Origin of the sequence: Kitasatospora sp. NPDC048722, assembly GCF_040650235.1 — a bacterium.
Classification (GTDB): domain Bacteria; phylum Actinomycetota; class Actinomycetes; order Streptomycetales; family Streptomycetaceae; genus Kitasatospora.
The window spans coordinates 21,204-41,054 of the sequence record NZ_JBEZGX010000047.1; the positions used below are offsets into that span (position 1 = coordinate 21,204).

The 19,851-nt window shown below is 74.3% G+C and carries 19 protein-coding genes and 1 pseudogene; 11 read left to right on the forward strand and 9 right to left on the reverse strand.

Annotated features, from left to right (window positions below; translation table 11 throughout):
* Positions 1-5 precede the first annotated feature (5 nt).
* The 3 genes from AB0C76_RS29445 to AB0C76_RS29455 all read left to right on the forward strand — a co-directional run bounded on the left by AB0C76_RS29445 (position 6) and on the right by AB0C76_RS29455 (position 2,754).
* Positions 6-638, forward strand: coding sequence for a 2'-5' RNA ligase family protein (locus AB0C76_RS29445; RefSeq protein ID WP_359971399.1), 633 nt, complete (start codon positions 6-8; stop codon positions 636-638).
* Between the two features lie 96 nt (positions 639-734).
* Positions 735-974, forward strand: a complete 240-nt coding sequence (locus AB0C76_RS29450; protein WP_359971401.1) for a chaplin — start codon at positions 735-737, stop codon at positions 972-974.
* A 148-nt stretch (positions 975-1,122) separates the two neighbouring features.
* Complete coding sequence (locus AB0C76_RS29455) at positions 1,123-2,754, forward strand: AMP-binding protein (protein ID WP_359971403.1); 1,632 nt, start codon at positions 1,123-1,125, stop codon at positions 2,752-2,754.
* Positions 2,755-2,811: 57 nt separating this feature from the next.
* Here the strand turns inward: AB0C76_RS29455 and AB0C76_RS29460 are convergent, their stop codons facing one another.
* On the reverse strand, positions 2,812-3,213 hold the full coding sequence (locus tag AB0C76_RS29460) for a YccF domain-containing protein (RefSeq protein WP_359971405.1): 402 nt from the start codon (positions 3,211-3,213) through the stop codon (positions 2,812-2,814).
* 139 nt (positions 3,214-3,352) lie between these two features.
* Between AB0C76_RS29460 and AB0C76_RS29465 the strand changes: the two genes are divergently transcribed.
* From AB0C76_RS29465 to AB0C76_RS29480, 4 genes are all read left to right on the forward strand, one after another.
* A complete protein-coding gene (locus AB0C76_RS29465; protein ID WP_359971407.1) occupies positions 3,353-3,763 on the forward strand; it encodes a DUF6153 family protein in 411 nt (136 codons plus the stop codon).
* A 61-nt stretch (positions 3,764-3,824) separates the two neighbouring features.
* A complete protein-coding gene (locus AB0C76_RS29470; RefSeq protein ID WP_359971409.1) occupies positions 3,825-5,414 on the forward strand; it encodes a multicopper oxidase family protein in 1,590 nt (529 codons plus the stop codon).
* A gap of 299 nt (positions 5,415-5,713) precedes the next feature.
* On the forward strand, positions 5,714-7,612 hold the full coding sequence (locus tag AB0C76_RS29475; RefSeq protein WP_359971485.1) for an amino acid transporter: 1,899 nt from the start codon (positions 5,714-5,716) through the stop codon (positions 7,610-7,612).
* A 136-nt stretch (positions 7,613-7,748) separates the two neighbouring features.
* Positions 7,749-8,510: a class I SAM-dependent methyltransferase gene (locus AB0C76_RS29480; protein ID WP_359971410.1), complete on the forward strand. Its 762-nt coding sequence runs from the start codon at positions 7,749-7,751 to the stop codon at positions 8,508-8,510.
* Between the two features lie 56 nt (positions 8,511-8,566).
* On the opposite strand, the gene AB0C76_RS29485 is transcribed toward AB0C76_RS29480, so the two are convergent.
* On the reverse strand, positions 8,567-9,217 hold the full coding sequence (locus AB0C76_RS29485) for a transglycosylase family protein (RefSeq protein WP_359971412.1): 651 nt from the start codon (positions 9,215-9,217) through the stop codon (positions 8,567-8,569).
* A gap of 268 nt (positions 9,218-9,485) precedes the next feature.
* Between AB0C76_RS29485 and AB0C76_RS29490 the strand changes: the two genes are divergently transcribed.
* Positions 9,486-10,343, forward strand: coding sequence for an S-methyl-5'-thioadenosine phosphorylase (locus AB0C76_RS29490; protein ID WP_359971414.1), 858 nt, complete (start codon positions 9,486-9,488; stop codon positions 10,341-10,343).
* On the opposite strand, the gene AB0C76_RS29495 is transcribed toward AB0C76_RS29490, so the two are convergent.
* Together AB0C76_RS29495 and AB0C76_RS29500 are read right to left on the reverse strand one after the other, a co-directional pair.
* Positions 10,306-10,737 (reverse strand): hypothetical protein, encoded by a 432-nt coding sequence (locus AB0C76_RS29495; protein ID WP_359971415.1) that lies wholly within the window; start codon positions 10,735-10,737, stop codon positions 10,306-10,308. The two genes, AB0C76_RS29490 and AB0C76_RS29495, sit on opposite strands and share 38 nt — an antisense overlap.
* Positions 10,737-11,846 (reverse strand): molybdopterin-dependent oxidoreductase, encoded by a 1,110-nt coding sequence (locus AB0C76_RS29500; RefSeq protein ID WP_359971487.1) that lies wholly within the window; start codon positions 11,844-11,846, stop codon positions 10,737-10,739. Before AB0C76_RS29500 ends, AB0C76_RS29495 begins: the two co-directional genes overlap by 1 nt.
* Before the next feature lie 234 nt (positions 11,847-12,080).
* Between AB0C76_RS29500 and AB0C76_RS29505 the strand changes: the two genes are divergently transcribed.
* Positions 12,081-13,424, forward strand: coding sequence for a glycosyltransferase 87 family protein (locus AB0C76_RS29505; protein WP_359971417.1), 1,344 nt, complete (start codon positions 12,081-12,083; stop codon positions 13,422-13,424).
* A gap of 346 nt (positions 13,425-13,770) precedes the next feature.
* Here AB0C76_RS29505 and AB0C76_RS29510 read toward each other — a convergent pair whose 3' ends face one another.
* The 3 genes and pseudogenes from AB0C76_RS29510 to AB0C76_RS29520 form a co-directional block, all read right to left on the reverse strand.
* On the reverse strand, positions 13,771-14,430 hold the full coding sequence (locus AB0C76_RS29510; protein ID WP_359971419.1) for a class I SAM-dependent methyltransferase: 660 nt from the start codon (positions 14,428-14,430) through the stop codon (positions 13,771-13,773).
* Positions 14,427-15,188, reverse strand: coding sequence for a DUF2064 domain-containing protein (locus AB0C76_RS29515; RefSeq protein ID WP_359971489.1), 762 nt, complete (start codon positions 15,186-15,188; stop codon positions 14,427-14,429). Before AB0C76_RS29515 ends, AB0C76_RS29510 begins: the two co-directional genes overlap by 4 nt.
* Positions 15,162-15,839, reverse strand: a pseudogene (locus AB0C76_RS29520) (glycosyltransferase family 2 protein); the annotation flags it as partial. The pseudogene AB0C76_RS29520 and the gene AB0C76_RS29515, both read right to left, overlap by 27 nt.
* Positions 15,840-16,034: 195 nt before the next feature.
* On the opposite strand from AB0C76_RS29520, the gene AB0C76_RS29525 reads away from it, so the two are divergent.
* Positions 16,035-16,778 (forward strand): response regulator transcription factor, encoded by a 744-nt coding sequence (locus AB0C76_RS29525; protein ID WP_359971421.1) that lies wholly within the window; start codon positions 16,035-16,037, stop codon positions 16,776-16,778.
* Positions 16,775-17,926, forward strand: a complete 1,152-nt coding sequence (locus AB0C76_RS29530; protein ID WP_359971422.1) for a HAMP domain-containing sensor histidine kinase — start codon at positions 16,775-16,777, stop codon at positions 17,924-17,926. Before AB0C76_RS29525 ends, AB0C76_RS29530 begins: the two co-directional genes overlap by 4 nt.
* A gap of 20 nt (positions 17,927-17,946) precedes the next feature.
* Here AB0C76_RS29530 and AB0C76_RS29535 read toward each other — a convergent pair whose 3' ends face one another.
* Both AB0C76_RS29535 and AB0C76_RS29540 read right to left on the reverse strand, forming a co-directional pair.
* A complete protein-coding gene (locus AB0C76_RS29535; protein WP_359971424.1) occupies positions 17,947-19,002 on the reverse strand; it encodes an NAD-dependent epimerase/dehydratase family protein in 1,056 nt (351 codons plus the stop codon).
* Between the two features lie 136 nt (positions 19,003-19,138).
* Complete coding sequence (locus tag AB0C76_RS29540) at positions 19,139-19,747, reverse strand: SMI1/KNR4 family protein (protein ID WP_359971426.1); 609 nt, start codon at positions 19,745-19,747, stop codon at positions 19,139-19,141.
* Positions 19,748-19,851: the final 104 nt, after the last annotated feature.

The window sequence follows — 19,851 nt, forward strand, 5'->3', positions numbered from 1 at the left end:
GCCCCATGGACGGCAGGGCGGACGGCGCGGCGGCGGCCCCGGGGGAGTCCCCGACGGCTGCCGCCGTCCCGGCCTTGATGGACCTCCCGCCGACGCCGCGCACGGCCGTCGCCTGGCTGCCGCCGCCCGAGCTGTGGCCGGCCGTCCAGGCGATCCGGCTGGTGCACGACCCGCAGGTCCGGCGCTGGCCGCCGCACGTCAACGTGCTCTTCGGATTCGTCCCGGAGAGTGAATTCGCCCGCGCCGTCCCGTTGCTCTCCGCCGCCGCGGCCCGCACCCCGCCGTTCCCGGCCCGACTGAGCGGGGTGCGCAGCTTCCGGCACCGCGCGTACGCGACCGTCTGGCTCGATCCGGCCGCCGCCGGGCCCGCCCCCTGGGCCCGGCTGTACGCGGACCTCCTGGAGTGCTTCCCGCGCTGCCGCGGCCACGCCGGCGGCTTCACGCCGCACCTGTCGCTCGGCCGCACCCAGCACCCGAAGGAGCTCGCCGCCGAGTGCGCGGCCCGGCTCGGCAGCCTGTCCGCGCAGGTCGGCGCGCTGACGGTGCTGTCCCGGCGGGGCGACGGGCCGATGATCCCGCGCGCCTGCGTGGGCCTGGGCAGCGGTGACGTAACGTGGCCGGACGACACGCCCTCGTAGCGAGCAATACCGGCATTTCGGGCATCGGATCGAGTGAGATCGGGGGCGAGTGTGATCGTCACACGGTTTTTCGCCACCCTCACAAGGAGTGACGCAATGCGTATTCGCACCACCCTCGCCGCCACCGCCCTCGCCGCGATGTGCGTCCTGGCCGGGGCGGGCACCGCTGCGGCCGGCGACGCCACCGCCAACGGTGTCGCGTTCGGTTCGCCGGGTGTGCTGTCCGGCAACCAGATCCAGATCCCGGTGAACGTCGAAGCCAACGTCTGCGGCAACTCGATCGGCGTGATCTCGATCCTGAACCCGGCGTTCGGCAACACCTGCATCAACGCCTGACAACGGCCCCGGGGCCGTCCGTCGACTCCGGCGGACGGCCCTTCGCCGTGCCGGGTGCCGGCGCCACCCCCGAACGGGGGTGGCGCCGGGGGTGCGGGATCGGGACCATGGTCCCCGACCCTCGCGATCCCCAGCCAGGAGGCAGCACGTGCGGACCACGCCGACAAGTCGCAGCTACTCATCCGGCACCGCGGACGTGCCGCTGCTCGGCGACACGATCGGCGAGAACCTCGACCGCGCGGTCCGTGCCTTCCCCGGCCGCGACGCCCTGGTGGACCGCGCCACCGCCCGCCGCTGGACGTACGCCGAACTCGCCGCCGACGTCGACGCGCTGGCCCTCGGCCTCCTCGCCCTCGGCATCGCCAAGGGCGACCGGGTCGGCATCTGGGCCCCCAACTGCGCCGAATGGACGCTCACCCAGTACGCCACCGCCAAGCTCGGCGCGATCCTGGTGACCGTCAACCCGGCCTACCGTTCGCACGAGCTGGAGTACGTGCTCAACCAGGCCGGGATCCGGCTGCTGGTGGCGGCACCGTCCTTCAAGACCTCGGACTACGCGGCGATGATCGACGAAGTCCGTCCGCGCTGCCGGGAGTTGGAGCGCGTCGTGCTCACCGGGAGCGCAGCCTGGGACGACCTGCTGGCCGTCGGCCGCGGGGCCGATCCCGCTCCCCTCGCCGCCCGCCGGGCCGAACTGGCGCCGGACGACCCGATCAACATCCAGTACACCTCCGGCACGACCGGTTTCCCCAAGGGTGCGACCCTGTCGCACCACAACATCCTCAACAACGGGTACTTCGTCGGCGAGTTGCTCGACTACACCGAGCAGGACCGGATCTGCATCCCGGTGCCCTTCTACCACTGCTTCGGCATGGTCATGGGCAACCTCGCCGCCACCTCCCACGGCGCCTGCATGGTCATTCCGGCCCCCTCCTTCGAGCCCGGCGCCACCCTCGCCGCCGTCGCCGCCGAACGCTGCACCTCCCTGTACGGGGTGCCCACGATGTTCATCGCCGAGCTCGCCGACCCCGACTTCGAGCGCCACGACCTCTCCAGCCTGCGCACCGGCATCATGGCCGGCGCCCCCTGCCCGACCGAGGTCATGAAGGACGTCATCGGCCGGATGGGCATGGCCGGGGTCTCCATCTGCTACGGCATGACCGAGACCTCGCCCGTCTCCACCCAGACCCGCACCGACGACTCCGTCGAGCGCCGGGTCTCCACCGTCGGCCGGGTCGGCCCGCACCTGGAGGTCAAGGTCATCGACCCCGCCACCGGCCGCACCGTCCCGCGCGGCGAACCCGGCGAGCTCTGCACCCGCGGCTACTCCGTCATGCTCGGCTACTGGGGCGAGCCCGAACGCACCGCCGAGGTCGTCGACGCCGCCCGCTGGATGCACACCGGCGACCTCGCCGTCATGGACGAGGACGGCTACCTCGCCATCACCGGCCGCATCAAGGACATGGTCATCCGCGGCGGCGAGAACCTCTACCCGCGCGAGATCGAGGAGTTCCTCTACACCCACCCCGACGTCCTCGACGTCCAGGTGATCGGCGTTCCCGACCCCAAGTACGGCGAGGAGCTGATGGCCTGGATCCGCATGCGCGAGGGTGCGGCACCCCTCACCCCCGAAGCCGTCCGCGCCTACTGCACCGGCCGGCTGGCCCACTTCAAGATCCCGCGCTACGTCCACGTCGTCGACGAGTTCCCGATGACCGTCACCGGCAAGATCCGCAAGGTCGAGATGCGCGAGATGGCCGTCCGCATCCTGGACCTGTAGGAACGCCGACGGCCGGCGAGGATTTCACTCCTCGCCGGCCGTCGCGCGCCCGTTCTCCTACCAGCCGGCGAAGCGCTGGTCCGTCGAGACGATCTCGCGCCCGAGCGGGGTGAGGGAGATCGGGATCATCTTGAGGTTGGCCCACCCGAAGGGGATCCCGATGATCGACAGGAACAGCGGGATGCTGGTGAGGAAGTGCGCGATCGCCAGCCACCACCCCGCGAACACCAGCCAGATCACGTTCCCGACGCACGACGCCGCCCCGGCGTCCCGCCGCTCGACCACCGTCCGCCCGAACGGCCACAGGACGTACCCGGCGATGCGGAACGAGGCGATGCCGAACGGGATGGTGATGATCAGTACGCAGCAGATGATTCCGGCGATGACGTAGCCGATGGCCATCCAGATGCCACAGAAGATCAACCACAGGATGTTGAGGACGAAATCGATCACCTTCATGAGGGGCACCTTCTCATGGCGTACTGGTCGGTTCTACGAGCTGCCATGCCCGGCCGCCTGCGTGTCTACGCCCCTAAGGGGCGGACTTCAGGGGTGGGTTCGGGGTCGAGGGTGGCGAGGCGTATACCCTGTGGGGGTAATGTCGGGAACGGAGGTGGGCGGGGTGCGGGGCGGCGGGGTGGTCCGGGTCCTGCGCGGGGTGCTGCTCGCTGCCCTTCTGCTCGGGGTGCTGACCATGCACACGCTCGGGCATCCGGTGGGTGGGCACGGGGGTGGGCACGGCGGGGAGCATGTCGCCGTCCGGGTGCACCAGGTGCACGACGTGACGGCCGACGCCGGGATGCCCGGTGGGATGGACCCGATGACGGTCTGCCTTGCCGTGCCGGCGAGTTGGGGGCTCGTGCTGCTCGCCGTCGGGGGGTACGTGCTGCGGCGGGACGGCGATGCGGCTGCTGCCGTGCCGGCGTTGTCGCCGGCCGCCGTCCGAGGGCTTCCGCCGCCCAGGGGCGGGAGGTCGGTCCTCGCCGACGTGTCGGTGCTGCGTCAGTAGGCGTGTGGCGGTTGCCTCGCACGTCCACCGACCCACACCTACACACGAGGTGCACTTCGTCATGCGCACACCCTCTCGACGCGCCGTGCTCGGCGCGGCGCTCGCCGCTGCCGGGAGCGGGATCCTGGCCGCCTGTTCGGACTCCATGAAGGGCATGGAGGGCATGGACCACGGCAAGCCGGCTCCGGCGCCGGCCGGCTTCGTCCGTCCGGACGGCCCCGAGGTCGCCGCCGCCGAGGCGCGGCGCAGCCCCGGGGCGGAGCGCAAGGTCGCGCTCACCGCCACCGCGACCACCCTCGACCTCGGCGGGCGCACCGTCCGCAGCTGGGCCTACGGCGACGCGCTGCCCGGCCGCGAGGTCCGCGCCACCGCCGGCGAGACGCTCGCGCTCACCCTCGCCAACCACCTCCCGCAGCCGACCTCGCTGCACTGGCACGGCCTCGCGCTGCGCAACGACATGGACGGCGTCCCGGGGGTGACGCAGGATCCGGTCCGGGCCGGCGCCGCGTTCGACTACCGCTTCGCGCTCACCCGCCCGGGTACGTACTGGCTCCACCCGCACTCCGGCGTCCAGCAGGACCGCGGGCTGTACGCGCCGCTGATCGTCGACGACCCGAAGGAACCGCTGGCCTACGACGAGGAGTGGGTCGTCGTCCTGGACGACTGGGTGGACGGGGTGGACGGGAGCACCCCCGAAGCCGTCCTGGGCGAGTTGTCCAAAGGGATGGGCGGGCACGACATGGCGGGCACGGGCGCGCACGGCATGCCGGGGACGGAGGGCCGTGACCCGGCGGGGACGGCCGGCCCCTCGCGCATGCTCATGGGTGCCCGCAGCGACCTGCTCGGCGGTGACGCGGGCGACGTCGCGTACCCGTTCCACCTGGTCAACGGCCGCCTCGCGACCGCGCCCGAGACCTTCACCGCCAAGCCCGGAGACCGGGTCCGGATCCGGCTGATCAACGCGGGCGGCGACACCGCCTACCGGGTCGCCCTGGGCGGCCACGAGCTGACCGTCACCCACACCGACGGCTTCCCGGTCGAGCCGGCCGCCACCCAGGCGCTCCTGCTCGGCATGGGCGAGCGCTACGACGTCCTGGTGACCGTCAAGGACGGCGTCTTCCCCCTCACCGCCCTCGCCGAGGGCAAGGGCGCCTCCGCGCTCGCGCTGCTGCGCACCGGCGGCGGCACCGCGCCCGACGCCTCGGTGCGCCCGGCCGAGCTGGACGGCCGACTGGTGACCGCGGCGCAGCTCACGGCCGACGCGAGCGTCCGGCTGCCCGCGAGGGCGCCGGACCGGACGGTGCGGCTGGAGCTGACCGGAGGCATGGCGAAGGCCGACTGGGGCTTCGACGGCCGCCGGTACGACCCCTCGCAGCGCCACCCGGTGGCGGCGGGGGAGCGGGTGCGGCTGGAGTTCCGGAACTCGACGGACATGTGGCACCCGGTCCACCTGCACGGGCACACCTTCGCGCTGGCGGACGGGGCCGGCCGGGCGGGCGGCGGCCCGCGCAAGGACACCGCGATCGTGCTGCCCGGCACGACGCTCGCCGTGGACTTCGACGCCGACAACCCGGGCCTGTGGATGGTCCACTGCCACAACGTCTACCACGCCGAGACGGGCATGATGACGGTCCTCGGTTACCAGGCGTAACGCCTGCGGGCGCCGGGCCGGGGCGCGTTCCCCGGCCCGGCGCGCCCCCGACGGCGCCAAGACGTCCACCACCATGACGTTTTCTTAACGCGGGCCGATGACGACTCCTTAACGCCGGTCGCATAGCCTGGCGCACTGCCGTCGCCCGACGGCGCTTTTACGGGGTCTTGAACAAGAGGTGCAAGGTGGTTTCGTCGGGTTCGACGGAGACGGGGACGGCGCAGGTCGCGGCGCTCCCGGAGGTGGCCGCGCCGTCGGCGCGAATACGCCTCCGCAACTGGCTGCTGGCCGACGCGTCCGTGGCCAAGGACACGCAGGGTGACCAGAGCGGGCAGGAGAGCGGGGAGGCGCACGGCGGTCACCAGGGCCAGCGCTGGTGGCGGGTGATGTGCCTCACCGGCCTGGACTACTTCTCGACGCTCGGCTACCAGCCGGGCATCGCCGCCCTCGCGGCCGGCCTGCTGTCGCCGATCGCCACGATCGTGCTGGTGATCGTGACCCTGCTGGGCGCGCTGCCGGTCTACCGGCGGGTGGCCCAGGAGAGCCCGCGCGGCGAGGGATCGATCGCGATGCTGGAGCGGCTGCTGTCGTTCTGGAAGGGCAAGCTCTTCGTGCTCGCCCTGCTCGGCTTCGCGGCGACGGACTTCATCATCACGATCACGCTCTCGGCCGCCGACGCCAGCGCGCACCTGGTCGAGAACCCGCACCTGAACAGCGTCCTCGGCGGCAAGCAGATGCTGATCACGCTGATCCTGGTCGCGCTGCTCGGCGCGGTGTTCCTGAAGGGCTTCAGCGAGGCGATCGGCCTGGCCGTCGGCCTGGTCGTGGTCTACCTGGCGCTCAACGTGGTCGTCGTCGCGGTCGGCGTCTGGAAGATCATCCAGGCCCCGCACGTCGTCACCGACTGGTCGAACGCGCTGACCGTCCAGCACGGCAACGTGTTCGTCATGATCGGCGTCGCGCTGGTCGTGTTCCCCAAGCTCGCGCTCGGCATGTCCGGGTTCGAGACCGGCGTCGCCGTCATGCCGCACATCGAGGGCGGGGCGGAGGACACCGAGGCGAACCCGGCCGGCCGGATCCGCGGCACCCGCAAGCTGCTGACCACCGCCGCCGTGATCATGAGCAGCTTCCTGATCGCCACCAGCTTCATCTGCACGCTGCTCATCCCGGCCAAGGAGTTCGAGGCCGGCGGCGAGGCCAACGGCCGCGCCCTCGCCTTCCTCGCGCACCAGTACCTGGGCGGCGCCTTCGGCAGCGTCTACGACCTGTCCACGATCGCGATCCTGTGGTTCGCCGGCGCCTCCGCCATGGCGGGCATGCTCAACCTGCTGCCCCGCTACCTGCCGCGCTACGGCATGGCCCCGCACTGGGCGCGCGCCGTCCGTCCGATGGTGATCGTCCTCACCCTCGTCGGCTTCCTGATCACCTGGCTGTTCGACGCCAACGTCGACGCCCAGGGCGGCGCCTACGCCACCGGCGTGCTCGTGCTGATCAGCTCGGCGGCCATCGCCGTGACCATCGCCGCCTACAAGAAGCGCCAGCGCGGCTGGACCACGGCCTTCGGGATCATCTCGGCCGTCTTCCTGTACACCACGGTGATCAACACCATGGAGCGACCGGACGGCGTCAAGATCGGTGCCTGCTTCATCGCCGGCATCATCCTGGTGTCGCTGCTCTCCCGGCTCAAGCGGGCCTTCGAGCTGCGCGTCACCGACGTGACCCTGGACGACGTCGCCGAGCGCTTCATCCGCGACTACGCGCACCGGCCGCTGCGCCTGATCGCCAACGAGCCGACCCACCGGGACGTCGCCGAGTACCGCGACAAGATCCGCCAGATCCGCGCCGACAACGACATCCCGGGCGAGGACGACCTGGTGTTCGTCGAGGTGACGGTCCGCGACGCCTCGGACTTCGAGTCCGAGCTGACCGTCCGCGGCGAGGTGCTGCACGGGCGCTACCGGGTGCTGACGCTGGAGAGCTCCAGCGTCCCGAACGCGATCGCCGCCCTGGCGCTCACCGTCCGGGACCGCACGGGCCAGCGGCCGCACCTGTACTTCGAGTGGACCGAGGGCAACCCGTTCGCCCAGTTCCTGCGGTTCTTCCTGTTCGGCCAGGGCGAGGTGGCCCCGGTCACCCGCGAGGTGCTGCGCGAGGCGGAGCCGGACCGGACGCGCCGCCCGCGCGTCCACGTCGGGTAGCGCGGCGCCCTCCGTCGGCCCGTCCGGTCCTGGTGACCGGGCGGGCCGACCGCTTTCCCGGGGGTGCTCGGTCCGCCGGGAACAGGAGTTCCTAACATGCCGTCAGGGACAGGAACTTCGGACGGAAGGCACCGCCATGAACACCGCGCCCGAGCACTACGACCGGCTCCTCGCCGCCCACTACACCTGGATGCTCGGCGGAGACGTCCCGGCCCTCGCCGACGCCCAGGCCGAGCTGCTCGCCGGGCTCGGCGTGCGGGCGGACGGTCCCGGACGGCTCGCCGTGGACCTCGGGGCGGGTCCGGGGCCGCAGAGCCTCGCCCTCGCCGCGCTGGGCTACGGGACGGTCCTCGCCGTCGACACGAGCGCGCGGCTGCTCGACGAACTGACGGGGCTGGCGACGAAGACCGGGCACGAGGACGCCGTGCGGCCGGTCCTGGCGGACCTGCGGGGTGCCCTGCCGGCACACACCGCGCCGGGCACGGTGGCCGCGGTGGTGTGCATGGGGGACACGCTCACGCACCTCCCGAGGCGGCAGGACGTCGTCGCGCTGCTGCGGGACGCGGCGCTCGCGCTCGCGCCGGGCGGGCGGCTCGTCCTGTCCTTCCGCGACCTGACCCGGCCGCTCACCGGCACTGACCGCTTCCTCCCGGTGCGGGCCACCGAGGACCGGATCATGACCTGTGTGCTGGAGTACCCGGACGAGGACACCGCCCTGGTGAACGACCTGGTCCACATCCGCAGCGGCGGGACGTGGACGCAGGAGGTCAGCAGCTACCCGAAGCTGCGGCTCGCCCCGGCGTGGGTCGAGGAGCAGTGCACGGCTGCGGGCCTGGCCGTCCGGCACAGCGATGTGGGGGCGCGGGGGCTGCACGTCCTCGTGGCGGAGCCCGCGTGACGGCACCGCCCACGCCCCAGTGGCGGGGCGTGGGCGGCTTGGCGTCCGGCGGGGGTTCAGGACGGCAGGCGCAGGACCATGCCGGGCTGGATGAGGTCGGGGTCGTCGCCCACGACGTCGCGGTTGGCCTCGTAGAGCGCGGGCCAGCCGCCGGGGAGGCGGAGGGTGTCCGCGAGACCGAACAGGGTGTCGTCCTGGCCGACCCGCCACTCGCCGTCGGCGAGCGCGGTGGCCGGGGCGGCCGGCGGCGGCAGGGCGGTGCCGCGGGCGTGCTCCCGGTCGTGGTCGCGGGTCCGGTCTCGGTCGCGGCTCCGGTCTCGGTCGCGGTTCCGGTCGTGGTCGCGGGTCGCGCGGGCGCCGCAGACCGGCCATGGGCTCAGGCCGCGGCGCTCGGCGAGCACGGTGGCGACGGCGATCTGCTCCTCTCGGGTGGCGAGGTCGGCGCGCGGGGCGTAGGCGAGGCCGCCGTTCTCGCGCCAGGTGGGGTTGTCGAACTGGAGGCCGCCGAAGTAGCCGTTGCCGGAGTTGATGTGCCAGTTGTGGCTGCTCTCGCAGTCCGCCACGTTCTCCCAGTCGTACCTCCCGACGGGGTCGGCCCCGTGGCCGCCGCCCGGGGGCGCGGCTTGCGCCGCGGGGGCCGCGAGGGCGACGGCCAGGGCGCAGAGGGCGGTGGGGACGATGCTGCGGAGACGGGCGGTGGGAGGCATGGGCGGCTCTCAGGTCCGGGGACAGGGCGTGCGCCGTCCGGAGAAGGCGCATGTCCACCGACGCACGCCAGGTGGGGCGGATGGTTGCCGACGCGTCCGGAAAGTCACCCGCCCGGCCGCCGGGGACCACCCCGGCGGCCCGCCGCCATTCGGCCGCAGCGGCTTCGCGCGGCCGCGATCCGTAAGACCGACGTAATCGAGGTCCCGCTTCCGCCGGGGGCGCCGCCTCCTACAGTGGCCGGGACGTCTCCGAGGAAGGGCAGGAACGATGACGAACGATCAGCAACTCCCGCGCGCCGAACTGGGCGTGATCGGCGGGTCGGGGCTGTACGCGCTGCTGGACGACGTGACCGAGGTGCGCGTCGACACGCCGTACGGGCCGCCGAGCGACGCGCTGTTCCTCGGTGAGGTGGCCGGCCGCCGGGTGGCGTTCGTGCCGCGGCACGGGCGCGGCCACGGGCTGCCGCCGCACCGGATCGACTACCGGGCCAACCTGTGGGCCCTGCACGCGCTCGGGGTGCGCCAGGTGCTCGGGCCGTGCGCGGTGGGCGGGCTGCGACCGGAGTACGGTCCCGGCACGCTGCTGGTGCCGGACCAGTTCGTCGACCGCACCTCCGGCCGGGTACAGACCTACTACGACGGACTGCCGCTGCCGGACGGCTCGCTCCCCGAGGTCGTGCACGTGTCGATGGCCGACCCGTACTGCCCCGCCGGGCGCCGAGCGGCGCTGGACGCGGCGCGCGACGCGGCCTGGGAGCCGGTGGACGGCGGGACGCTCGTGGTGATCGAGGGCCCGCGCTTCTCCACCCGCGCCGAGTCGCGCTGGTTCGCCGCAAACGGCTGGTCGGTGGTCGGCATGACCGGGCACCCGGAGGCCGTGCTGGCGCGCGAACTCGGGCTCTGTTACACGTCTTTGGCGCTTGTCACCGACCTCGACGCCGGGGTGGAGGCCGGTGAGGGCGTCACCCACGCCGAGGTGCTGAAGGCCTTCGCGGGGAACGTCGACCGGCTGCGCACCGTGTTGTTCAAGGCGCTGGAGAGCCTGCCGGCCGACCGGGACTGCGTCTGCTCGCACGCGCTGGACGGGCTCACGACGGGTCTGCCGGGCGTCGCCGCCGGGGCCTGAGGCCCTGGGTGCGCCATCGCCGGACGAGCGCGACCAGCAGTGCGGCGGCGGCGGTGGCGGCCAGCACCAGCAGCAGGTTGCGGCCGTAGGGCAGCGGCAGCACCGAGGAGTTGCCGTGGTCCGTGCCGTCCCGCAGGACGGCCGGCAGCCCGACGGCCGTCACCGCCGCCGCGACGACCAGCCATGCGCGCAGCACCGGGCCGCGGGCGTAGCGGGCGCCGATCAGGCAGAGCAGCGGCAGCCACAGGCCGTCGTGCAGGACGACCGCTCCGACGGCCCACACCAGGACGTCGAACGGGGCGGTGATGTAGGAGTCGGCGAGCAGGCCGGAAAGGCCGAAGCCGAGCAGGGCGAGGCCGCCGAGCAGGAGGGCGGCGCGCAGCCGGCGGGGCATCAGACGACCTCGATCCGTTCGATCCACTTGGTCTGCAGCACACCGGGCCGGTTCGGGGCGATGACCCTCGCCGGATAGCCGTGGTCGGCCGTCAGCACCTCGCCGTTGACGCGCAGGGCGAGCAGCGAGAGCGGGTCGACGGCGTACTCGGACGGCATCTCCATCACCCGGTAGGGCCCGTCGGCCTCGAACGACGTGAAGCGCAGTGCGGCCCCGGCCGGGGCACCGGCACGCTCCATCAGGTCGGCGATCCGGACCCCGCTCCAGCGGGCCGTCGCGCTCCAGCCCTCGACGCAGGCGATCGGCAACTCCACCTCGTGCTGCTGGAGTTGGGCGAGCTCGACGAGGGTGAGGGTGTACGGGTGGGGGCCGTCCACGCGCAGCCGCCAGTCCGCGGGGGCGGTGACGGCGCCGGCCTGGGCGGCGGTGCGGTTGACCGGCAGGCCCTGCGGGCCGATGTCCGGGCGGCGCGGGGCGAGCAGGTCCAGGCCGCTGAGGAAGGGCACCGTCTGCCCGGCGGTGGTGAGGGTCACGACACCCGCGGCGGCCGTCACGGCGGTCAGGAAGGCGCGGCGCTGCGGGAGCCCGACGGCCGGGCGGCGCCAGTGCCGGGCGATGAGGGTGCCCTTGGCGGCGATGTGGACGAGGAGGCCGCCGGTCGCCAACCAGGCCAGCCAGAAGTGGGTTTGGCGGAACGGGAACGGCCAGGGGTACCACTGGAGGGTGTTGAACAGCCCGGTGAACACCTCCAGCAGCATCGCCGCGACGAGGACGAAGATGCCGAGCCGCTCCAGCGCGTGCAGCACGCCGCGGGCGGGCGGCCACTCGAAGAGCCGCGGGTAGACCGTCCACAACTTCGCCCCGAGCAGGGGGATCGCGGCCAGGCCGCTGATCACGTGCAGCCCCTGGGTGGCCCGGTAGCCGTCCACCGGCCGGCTCTGGAGGTACGGGACGAGCCAGGTCGGCGGGTTCTGGAGGGCATGGCTGACCAGGCCGGTGAGGAAGCAGACCAGCAGCGCGGCGCCGAGCCAGCGGCCGAGCACGACGGCGGTGCGCGGCTCGTGCAGCGGCGAGCGGAACGTCCCGTCGCGGAACGGGCCGCGGCGCAGGGCGTCGGGAGGCGGCGGGAGCGGGAGGTCGTGGCGGCGGTACGGGCCGCGGGAGTTCGGGCCCGGGGAGTTCGGGCTGGGGGAGCTCGGGCCGGGGGGTTCGGGTGTCTTCGGATTCACGTGCCCATGGAACCCGTCCGGGGCCCCGCGGCGGTGCTCCGACGTGCTTACGGAATCCGAACGGCGCCACGTCGCGGCGGCCCGGCGCGGCCCGGCGGTGGCAGGGTGGGCGCCGTGTTCACTCGTGTCCTCCTCGCCCTCGCCGCCCTGGTCGGAGCCCTCGCCGTGACCGTCACCGGCGGCGGCACGCTGGACCATCGCGCTCCCCTGTTCGTCTGGTACGCCGTCGACGCCGGGCTGTTCGCGCTCGCGCTCGCACTGCTGCGGAAAGTGGCGGACCGTCAGGTCGTGCCGTTGGTGCTCGCAGGCGGCGTCGCCGTCGCCGCCGTCGGCCTCCTCGCGCCGCCGCGCACCAGCGACGACGCCTACCGGTACGTCTGGGACGGCCGGGTGCAGGCCGCCGGGATCTCCCCGTACGCGCACGCCCCCGACGACCCTGCGCTCGCCCGGCTGCGCGATCCGGGGCTCTGGCCGGCGGGTGGGGAGTGCACCGGCTGGGACGTGCGGCGGACGTCGGCCGGGGACTGTACCCACATCAACCGGCCCGCCGTGCACACGATCTACCCGCCGGTCGCGGAGGCGTGGTTCCTCGCCGTGCACCCGTTCGGCGGCGGGGTGCGCGGGGTGCAGGCGGCCGGGGCGCTGCTCGCGGTCGCGACGACGGGGGCACTGCTCGTGGCCGGTCGGGGGAGCCGGCGGGCGGCGCTGTGGGGGTGGTGCCCGGGTGTGACGGTGTGGTCGGTCAACGACGCGCACGTGGACACGTTGGGCGCGCTGCTGCTCGTGGCCGGGCTGGGGTGTGCGGTGCGGCGGCGCTCGGCGGCGGGGGGTTCGTCGGTGGGGGGTTCGTTGGTGGGCGCTGCGATCGCGGTGAAGCTGTTGCCCGGGCTGGCGCTGCCGGGGGCCCTCGCCCGCCGGTCCGTCCGGGAGGGCGCGGTGCTGCTGGCGTGGACGGTCGGTGCGCTCGCGCTCTCGTACGTCCCGTACGTCGCCGCGTCCGGGGCCGGGGTGCTCGGGTACCTGCCGGGCTACCTTCGGGAGGAGGGCTACGAGCAGGGGCACATCGACCGGTTCGGGCTGCTGGCGCTGGTCCTGCCGGACGCGCTGCTGCCGTGGGCGGCGGGAGCGGTGCTGGCCGGGGTGGCGCTGTGGGTGCTGCGGCGCGGGGACCCGGCGCGGCCGTGGTCGGGTGCGCTGCTGGTCACCGGGACGGCACTGCTCGTCGTGGCGCCGTCCTACCCGTGGTACGGGCTGCTGGTGGTGGCGCTCGTCGCGCTGGACGGGCGGTGGGAGTGGCTGGCCGTCCCGGCGGCGGGGCAGGTGCTCTACCTGACGGGCGGGATCGAGGCGCAGCAGGCCGCGTACGGGGTGGCGCTGGTGTGCGTCGTGACGGGTGGTGCGGTGCGGCGGTGGGGCGGCCGGCTGGCCGCTCGGTGGACGCTCGCGCGGGCGGTGTGAATAGGGTGCCGGTCCCGTGGGGCTGGTGTCCGTCCCGTGGGTCCGGTGCGTGGACGGCACGGGACGGGTGCCGTTGACGTGCAGGTCCGGGCACCCGCCGTGGTGGGTGGGGAACGCCGGGTAGGCGTCGGTCTTGGGGTCTTGTCCCCGCCCGGGGCTTCTGGCAGGCTCGGCCGCGACGCCGCGAAGGGTGCCGCCGGGGCACCCCTGACCGAGGGGCCGAGAGGCGGTTGGGCGACAGCCGCACGCGTGACGCACGAACGGCGTCCTGCAAGGCTCCCTGGACCCCGGCCCAAATCCGTGCCCGCGCTCGGCTCACGCCCTGGGCGGTCGGGCCCCGCGCCGGTCAGGACTTGCGCAGGGCCAGGAAGCGCCGGCCGTGCGAGGTCCAGCGCTCGGCCTCGGCGAGGCCGGCGGCGCGGGCGCGGCGCAAGGTGGCGCGGGTGCCGAGGCGGGCCCACGGGAACGGCGGGCCGAGGCGGCCGTCGGGGCCCTCGACCCGGACGACAGCGCGCTCGTCCGTCTCCGCGGCTTCCACCTCGACGAGCAACAGGCCGTCCGGGGCGATGAGTTCGGCGCCCCGGCGGAGCAGGGCGAGCGGATCGCCGCCGATCCCGAGGTTGCCGTCGGCCAGCAGCGCGGCACCCCAGCGGCCCTCGGCGGGCAACCGGTCGAAGACCGAGCGGCACAGCGCCGCGCCGCCGAGGCCGAGCGTACGGGCGACGGCCGCGCCGGTCACGTCCACGCCGAGTGCCGGGACGCCGAGTTCGAGCAGCGCGGCGACCAGGCGGCCGGGCCCGCAGCCGAGGTCGAGGACGGGGGCGGAGAGCCGGGTGCAGCGCAGCAGCAGGCTGTGGTCGGCCCCGGCGGCCGGGGCGCACCAGCGTTCGACGTCGAGCCGCAGGCGGTGGCCGTCGGCGCGGCGGAGCCAGAGCGGGCCATGACCCGTGCGGACGGCCTCCGCGAACGGGTCGTCGACCCAGGGGGTGGTGGCGGTGATCGTCAACGTGGCATCCTGGCGGGCGAGTTCGGCGCTGTGGAGGGGGTGTCGACCTGCGAGGCGGCGGCGATCGTCAACGCGTCATCCACGGCGCCGGGTTCGACTCTGGCGAGGCGGGCGGCGAAGCGGCTGTGCGGGGCTTCGGCGGCGACGCGGCGGGCGTCCTCGGCGGTGTCCACGTCGGTGAGCTCCGGAAGATGATGAACCGTCAGATTCACTGCGGCGAGGCGGTCGAGGAGATGAGCTCCGGTGTGTGGCGTGGACATCGGTACGCCGCGCAGGAGTCGGGCGGCGAGCGAGGCCGTCGGCCGGGCCAGGCCGAGGGCCCAGAATCCGCCGTCCGCCGCCGGGCCGTACCAGGCGTCGACGCCCGCGCGCCGGGCGGCGGACAGCGGTTCGGCCAGCCCCGCCGCGCTCAGCTGCGGGGTGTCCATGCCGACCAGCAGCGCGGGCGCGCCCGGGGCGAGGCGGGCGGCGTGGGCGAAGGCCGCCGCGAGCCGTTCGTCCAGCCCGCCGCCCGACTGCGGCACGACCTGCCAGCCCGGCGCCAGCCAGTCGCCCGGTTCGCCGTCCAGCACCAGCAGGCGCAGCCCGGCCGGGACGGTGGACAGCGTGTGCAGGGTGTCGCCGAGCGCGGCTCCGGCCAGACCGGCGGCCTCCTCGGGCGTGAACGGCGGCGTGAGCCGCGTCTTCACCCGGCCCGGGACGGGCGCCTTGGCGATCACCAGCAGCGTGGGCGGCGGCGCGGCCAGCACCGCCCGCATGTCGCGGACGGCCTGCCGCGTCCCGCGCAGGGTCCCGGTGACCTTGGAGCGGCCCGCGCGCGGCAGGTAGTCCACCGGCGTCTCGGCGATCCGCATACCGGCCGCCGCCGCCGTGAGCACCATCTCCAGCGGGTAGCCGGAGCGCCGGTCGCCCAGGCCGAGCGCCAGCAGCCGCTCCCGGCGGGCGGCCCGCATCGGGCCGAGGTCGTGCAGCGCCGCCCCCGTGCGGGCGCGCAGGCGGCGGGCGAGGACGGCGTTGGCGAGCCGGGCGTGCACCGGCCAGGCCCCGGCCGTCGACGGGCGGCGCCGGCCGAGGACGAGGTCCGCCGCGCCCGCCAGCACCGGGCCCGTGACGCGCGGCAGCTGGGCCGGATCGAGCGAGCCGTCGCAGTCCAGGAAGCACACCAGCTCGGCGGTGGCCGCGAGCAGCCCGGCGTGGCAGGCGGCGCCGAAGCCGCGCCGCGGCTCGGCCACCACCGTCGCGCCGAGCGAGCGGGCCAGCTCGGCGGAGCCGTCCGTGGAGCCGTTGTCCACGACGATCGCCCGCCAGCCGGCCGGGATCCGCCCGAGCACCCAGGGCAGCGCGGCGGCCTCGTCCAGACAGGGCAGGACGACGTCGACGGAAGGGGGAATGGGGGTGGGTGAGGTCACGCGGGCCACGCTAGGCGCCGGCGGGCCCCGCGCGGGGGCACCGGCGCCTTACGGAACGCGGACGTCGTGTCGGCTGGCCCGTCCGGGTGATCTCGTCCGGGATCTTCTCGGGGATCTTCTCGGGGATCTTACGGAAGGCGAACGCCCGTCCCGTCCGGTCTCCGCCCGGCGCCGCCACCTCCTATCCTCGGCGAGGTGAACGACGTCTCCCGCATCCTGGTGATCGACGACGACCCGACCGTGGCCGAGGTCGTCGCCGGCTACCTCACCCGCGCCGGCCACCTCGTGGACCGCGCCGCCGACGGCGCCGAGGGGCTCGCCCTCGCCCGCAGCGCGCCCCCGGACCTCCTGGTGCTGGACCTCATGCTCCCCGGCCTCGACGGCCTGGAGGTGCTGCGCCGCCTGCGGGCCTCCGCCGAGGGCGCCGGGCTGCCGGTGGTGCTGCTCACCGCAAAGGGGGACGAGGCCGACCGGATCCTCGGCCTGGAGCTCGGCGCCGACGACTACGTCACCAAGCCGTTCAGCCCGCGCGAGCTGGTGCTGCGGGTGCAGTCGGTGCTGCGCCGCGCCCGGGCCGGCGCGGCCCCGGCGGGCGCGGCGGCTCCGGACGCCGGTCCGCTGCGCTCGGGGGACATCGCCCTCGACCCGAAGGCCCGCCGGGCCCAGCGCGGTGAACGTGAACTTTCTTTGACCCTGCGGGAGTTCGACCTGCTCGCGTTCCTGCTCCGACACCCCGGCACGGTCTTCTCCCGGCAGGACCTGATGCAGCGGGTCTGGGGCTGGGACTTCGGCGACCTCTCCACCGTCACCGTCCACGTCCGGCGGCTGCGCGAGAAGATCGAGGACGACCCCGCCGCGCCCGCGCTCATCACCACCGTGTGGGGCGTCGGCTACCGCTACGACCCCGTCGGCCCGGAACGCGGGGGTGCGGCGGCGTGAAGGACCTCCTGCTGATCGCCCTGTTCGCCGCCCTCGGAGCGGGCGGTGCCGGACTGCTCGGCTGGGCCGCGATCCGCCTGCTGCGCCGGCGCTCCGTCGCGCTCTCGCTGTTCAGCGTCGCCGTGGTGACCGTCCTCGCCGTGACCTCGGGCACCTTCGCGGTGGCGCAGGCGATGTTCCTGTCCACCCACGACTTCGGCGTGGTCGTCACCGTGCTCGGCATGGCGGCCGTCGTGTCGCTGCTCACCGCCGCCCTGCTCGGCCGCCAGGTGGTGGCCGGCAGCCGGGCGCTGGCCGTGGCGGCCCGGACGGTCGGCAGCGACGCCGGGTTCACCGCGCCGGACCATCCGCTCGGCTCTGAACTGGCGTCTCTGAGCGAGGAGTTGGCCGCAACCAGCGCCAGGCTCGCCGAGTCCAGGGCGCGCGAACAGGCCCTGGAACGCTCGCGCCGGGAGCTGATCGCCTGGATCTCGCACGACCTGCGCACCCCGCTCGCCGGCCTGCGGGCCATGGCCGAGGCTCTGGAGGACGGCGTTGCCGACGAGCCGGAGCGCTACCTCGTCCGGATCCGCACCGAGGTCGAACGGCTCACCGGGATGGTCGACGACCTGTTCGAGCTGTCCCGGATCCAGGCGGGGGCGCTGTCGCTGTCGGTGGCCCGGGTGTCCGTCTACGACCTGGTGGACGACGCGCTCGCCGGCGCCTACCCGCTGGCCCGGCGGCGCGGAGTCCGGCTGGAGGGGCGGGAGGTGGCGGCCGAGCCCGTCGAGGTGGACAGCCGGGAGATCACCAGGGTGCTCGGGAACCTACTGGTCAACGCCATCCGGGCGACCCCGGAGGAGGGCGTGGTCGCGGTCGCCGCCCGGCGCGAGGCGGACGAGGTCGTGCTGTCCGTCACCGACGGCTGCGGCGGCATCCCGGAACAGGACCTGCCGCGCGTCTTCGAGACCGGCTGGCGCGGCGGCGCCGCCCGCACGCCCCGGCGCGACCCGGGCGAGGGCGGCGACAGCGGTGACAGCGGCGGCGGGCTCGGCCTGGCCATCGTGCGCGGCATCGTCGAGGCGCACGCCGGGCGGGCCGGCGTGCGCAACGTCGACGGGGGCTGCTGCTTCGAGATCGCCCTGCCGGCGCCGAGGGCGGCCGTCTAGCGGGTTCACGCCCGCCGTGGTCACGCGCGCAGCGGCGCGGCGGCGAACTCCTTCATCCCGGTGTGGAACGGCACGTGCGGGCGCCAGCCGAGTTCGGTGCGCAGGCGGGCGGAGTCCGCGGTGACGTGCCGGACGTCGCCGAGCCGGTACTCGCCCGTCACCACCGGTGCCGGGCCGCCGTAGGCCTCCGCCAGCGCCGACGCCATCTCGCCGACCGTCCGGGGCTCGCCGCTGCCCACGTTGTAGGCGCGGGCGCTGCCGGGCGGCCTGGCGTCGATCGCGGTCAGGGCCGCCAGGTTGGCCGCCGCGACGTCCTCGACGTGGACGAAGTCGCGCCGCTGGCCGCCGTCCTCGAACACCCGGGGCGCCTCGCCGCGCGCGAGGGCCGAGCGGAACAGGGACGCGACCCCCGCGTACGGGGTGTCGCGCGGCATCCCCGGGCCGTAGACGTTGTGGTAGCGGAGCGTCAGGACGGTGCCTCCGCAGGCGCGGGCCCAGGAGGAGGCCAGGTGTTCCTGCGCGAGCTTGGTGGCGGCGTACACGTTGCGCGGGTCGGCGGGGGCGTCCTCGGTGACCAGCCCGGGGGCGAGGGCGGTGCCGCAGTGCGGGCAGGGCGGTTCGAAGCGGCCGGCGTCGAGGTCGGCCGGTCGGCGCGGGCCCGGTGAGGCGTCGCCGTGCACGGGGCAGCGGTAGCGGCCCTCGCCGTAGACGACCATCGAGCCCGCCAGGACGAGACGCCGGACGCGGGTGCGGGCCATCGCGGCGAGCAGGACGGCGGTGCCGAGGTCGTTGCAGCCGGCGTAGGCGGGCGCGTCGTTCAGGTCCAGCCCGAGGCCGACCATCGCGGCCTGGTGGCAGACGGCGTCCACCCCGTCGAGCGCCTCCTCCACCGCGGCCGGGTCGCGGACGTCCCCGTGCAGGAAGGGCACGCCGTCCGGCAGCTCGGGGGGCTGGGCGGACGGATGAACGGCGGGCAGCAGCGCGTCCAGCACCCGCACGCCGTGGCCTGCCGCCGTGAGGGTGCGGACGACGGCGGAGCCGATGAAGCCGGCGCCGCCGGTGACGAGAATCTCCATGCCGTCGACGCTAGTCGGGTGGGCCCGGGAGGTGGGCGGGCGCGGACGGGACGTCAGGGAACGGTAATCCGTCCGGGCGAGGCCTCCGCACGCAGGAAGTCGGCGGGTCCGACGTCCTGCGTCTGTCCGGTGCGGGTCAGATCCACGCGGGTTTCCAGCCCAGTCGGCGGGACCCGTCGACCGCCGCGACGACCGGATTCTCGGGGCCGCCGAGACCCTCGTGCCACGTCAACGCCGGTGCACCCGACTCCAGCGCGTCGGCGACGTCCGCGAGCATCGAGCCCACGCCCTCCCAGAGCGGCGTGCCGAGGCCCCATCGTTCGTGATCCCAGAGGAAAACGGCGCCCTGCCACTCGCCGGAGCGCAGATCGACGAGCAGGCCGTCGCCGCCGGGGCTCAACGCGATCGGCATGAACGCGGGCAGGAACGTTTCCTCACCCTCGCTCTCACCCTCTCCCTCACCCGCGCTCTGCTCGGCGATCAGAAGCCAGATCTCCCGGGTCTCCATTGCCTCCTCCAGGCCCGTCGGCGCGAAGTCCCCAGGGAGCCAGAAGTCGGCGCTGACACCCGTCGACCCCCACCAGGCCCGCAGATCCCCGGGCAGCACCAGCCCGAGCTCCTGCGCCGCCGCATCGAGCCTTGCCACGTCCGCAGCCGGCACGGCGGGCGCCGACCGGACGTGGGCCCGGAGCCACGTTCCGATCCGCGACGCCGACTCCCGCACACCATGAGCGATCGCATCCATGGCCCACAGTCTCCTCTCGCATAGCCGAAGGGTGGTGCACAGGAAGTCGATGGATCCGACTTCCTGCGCTTGTCGGCCTCTGCCATGATCACTCGACACGTCTC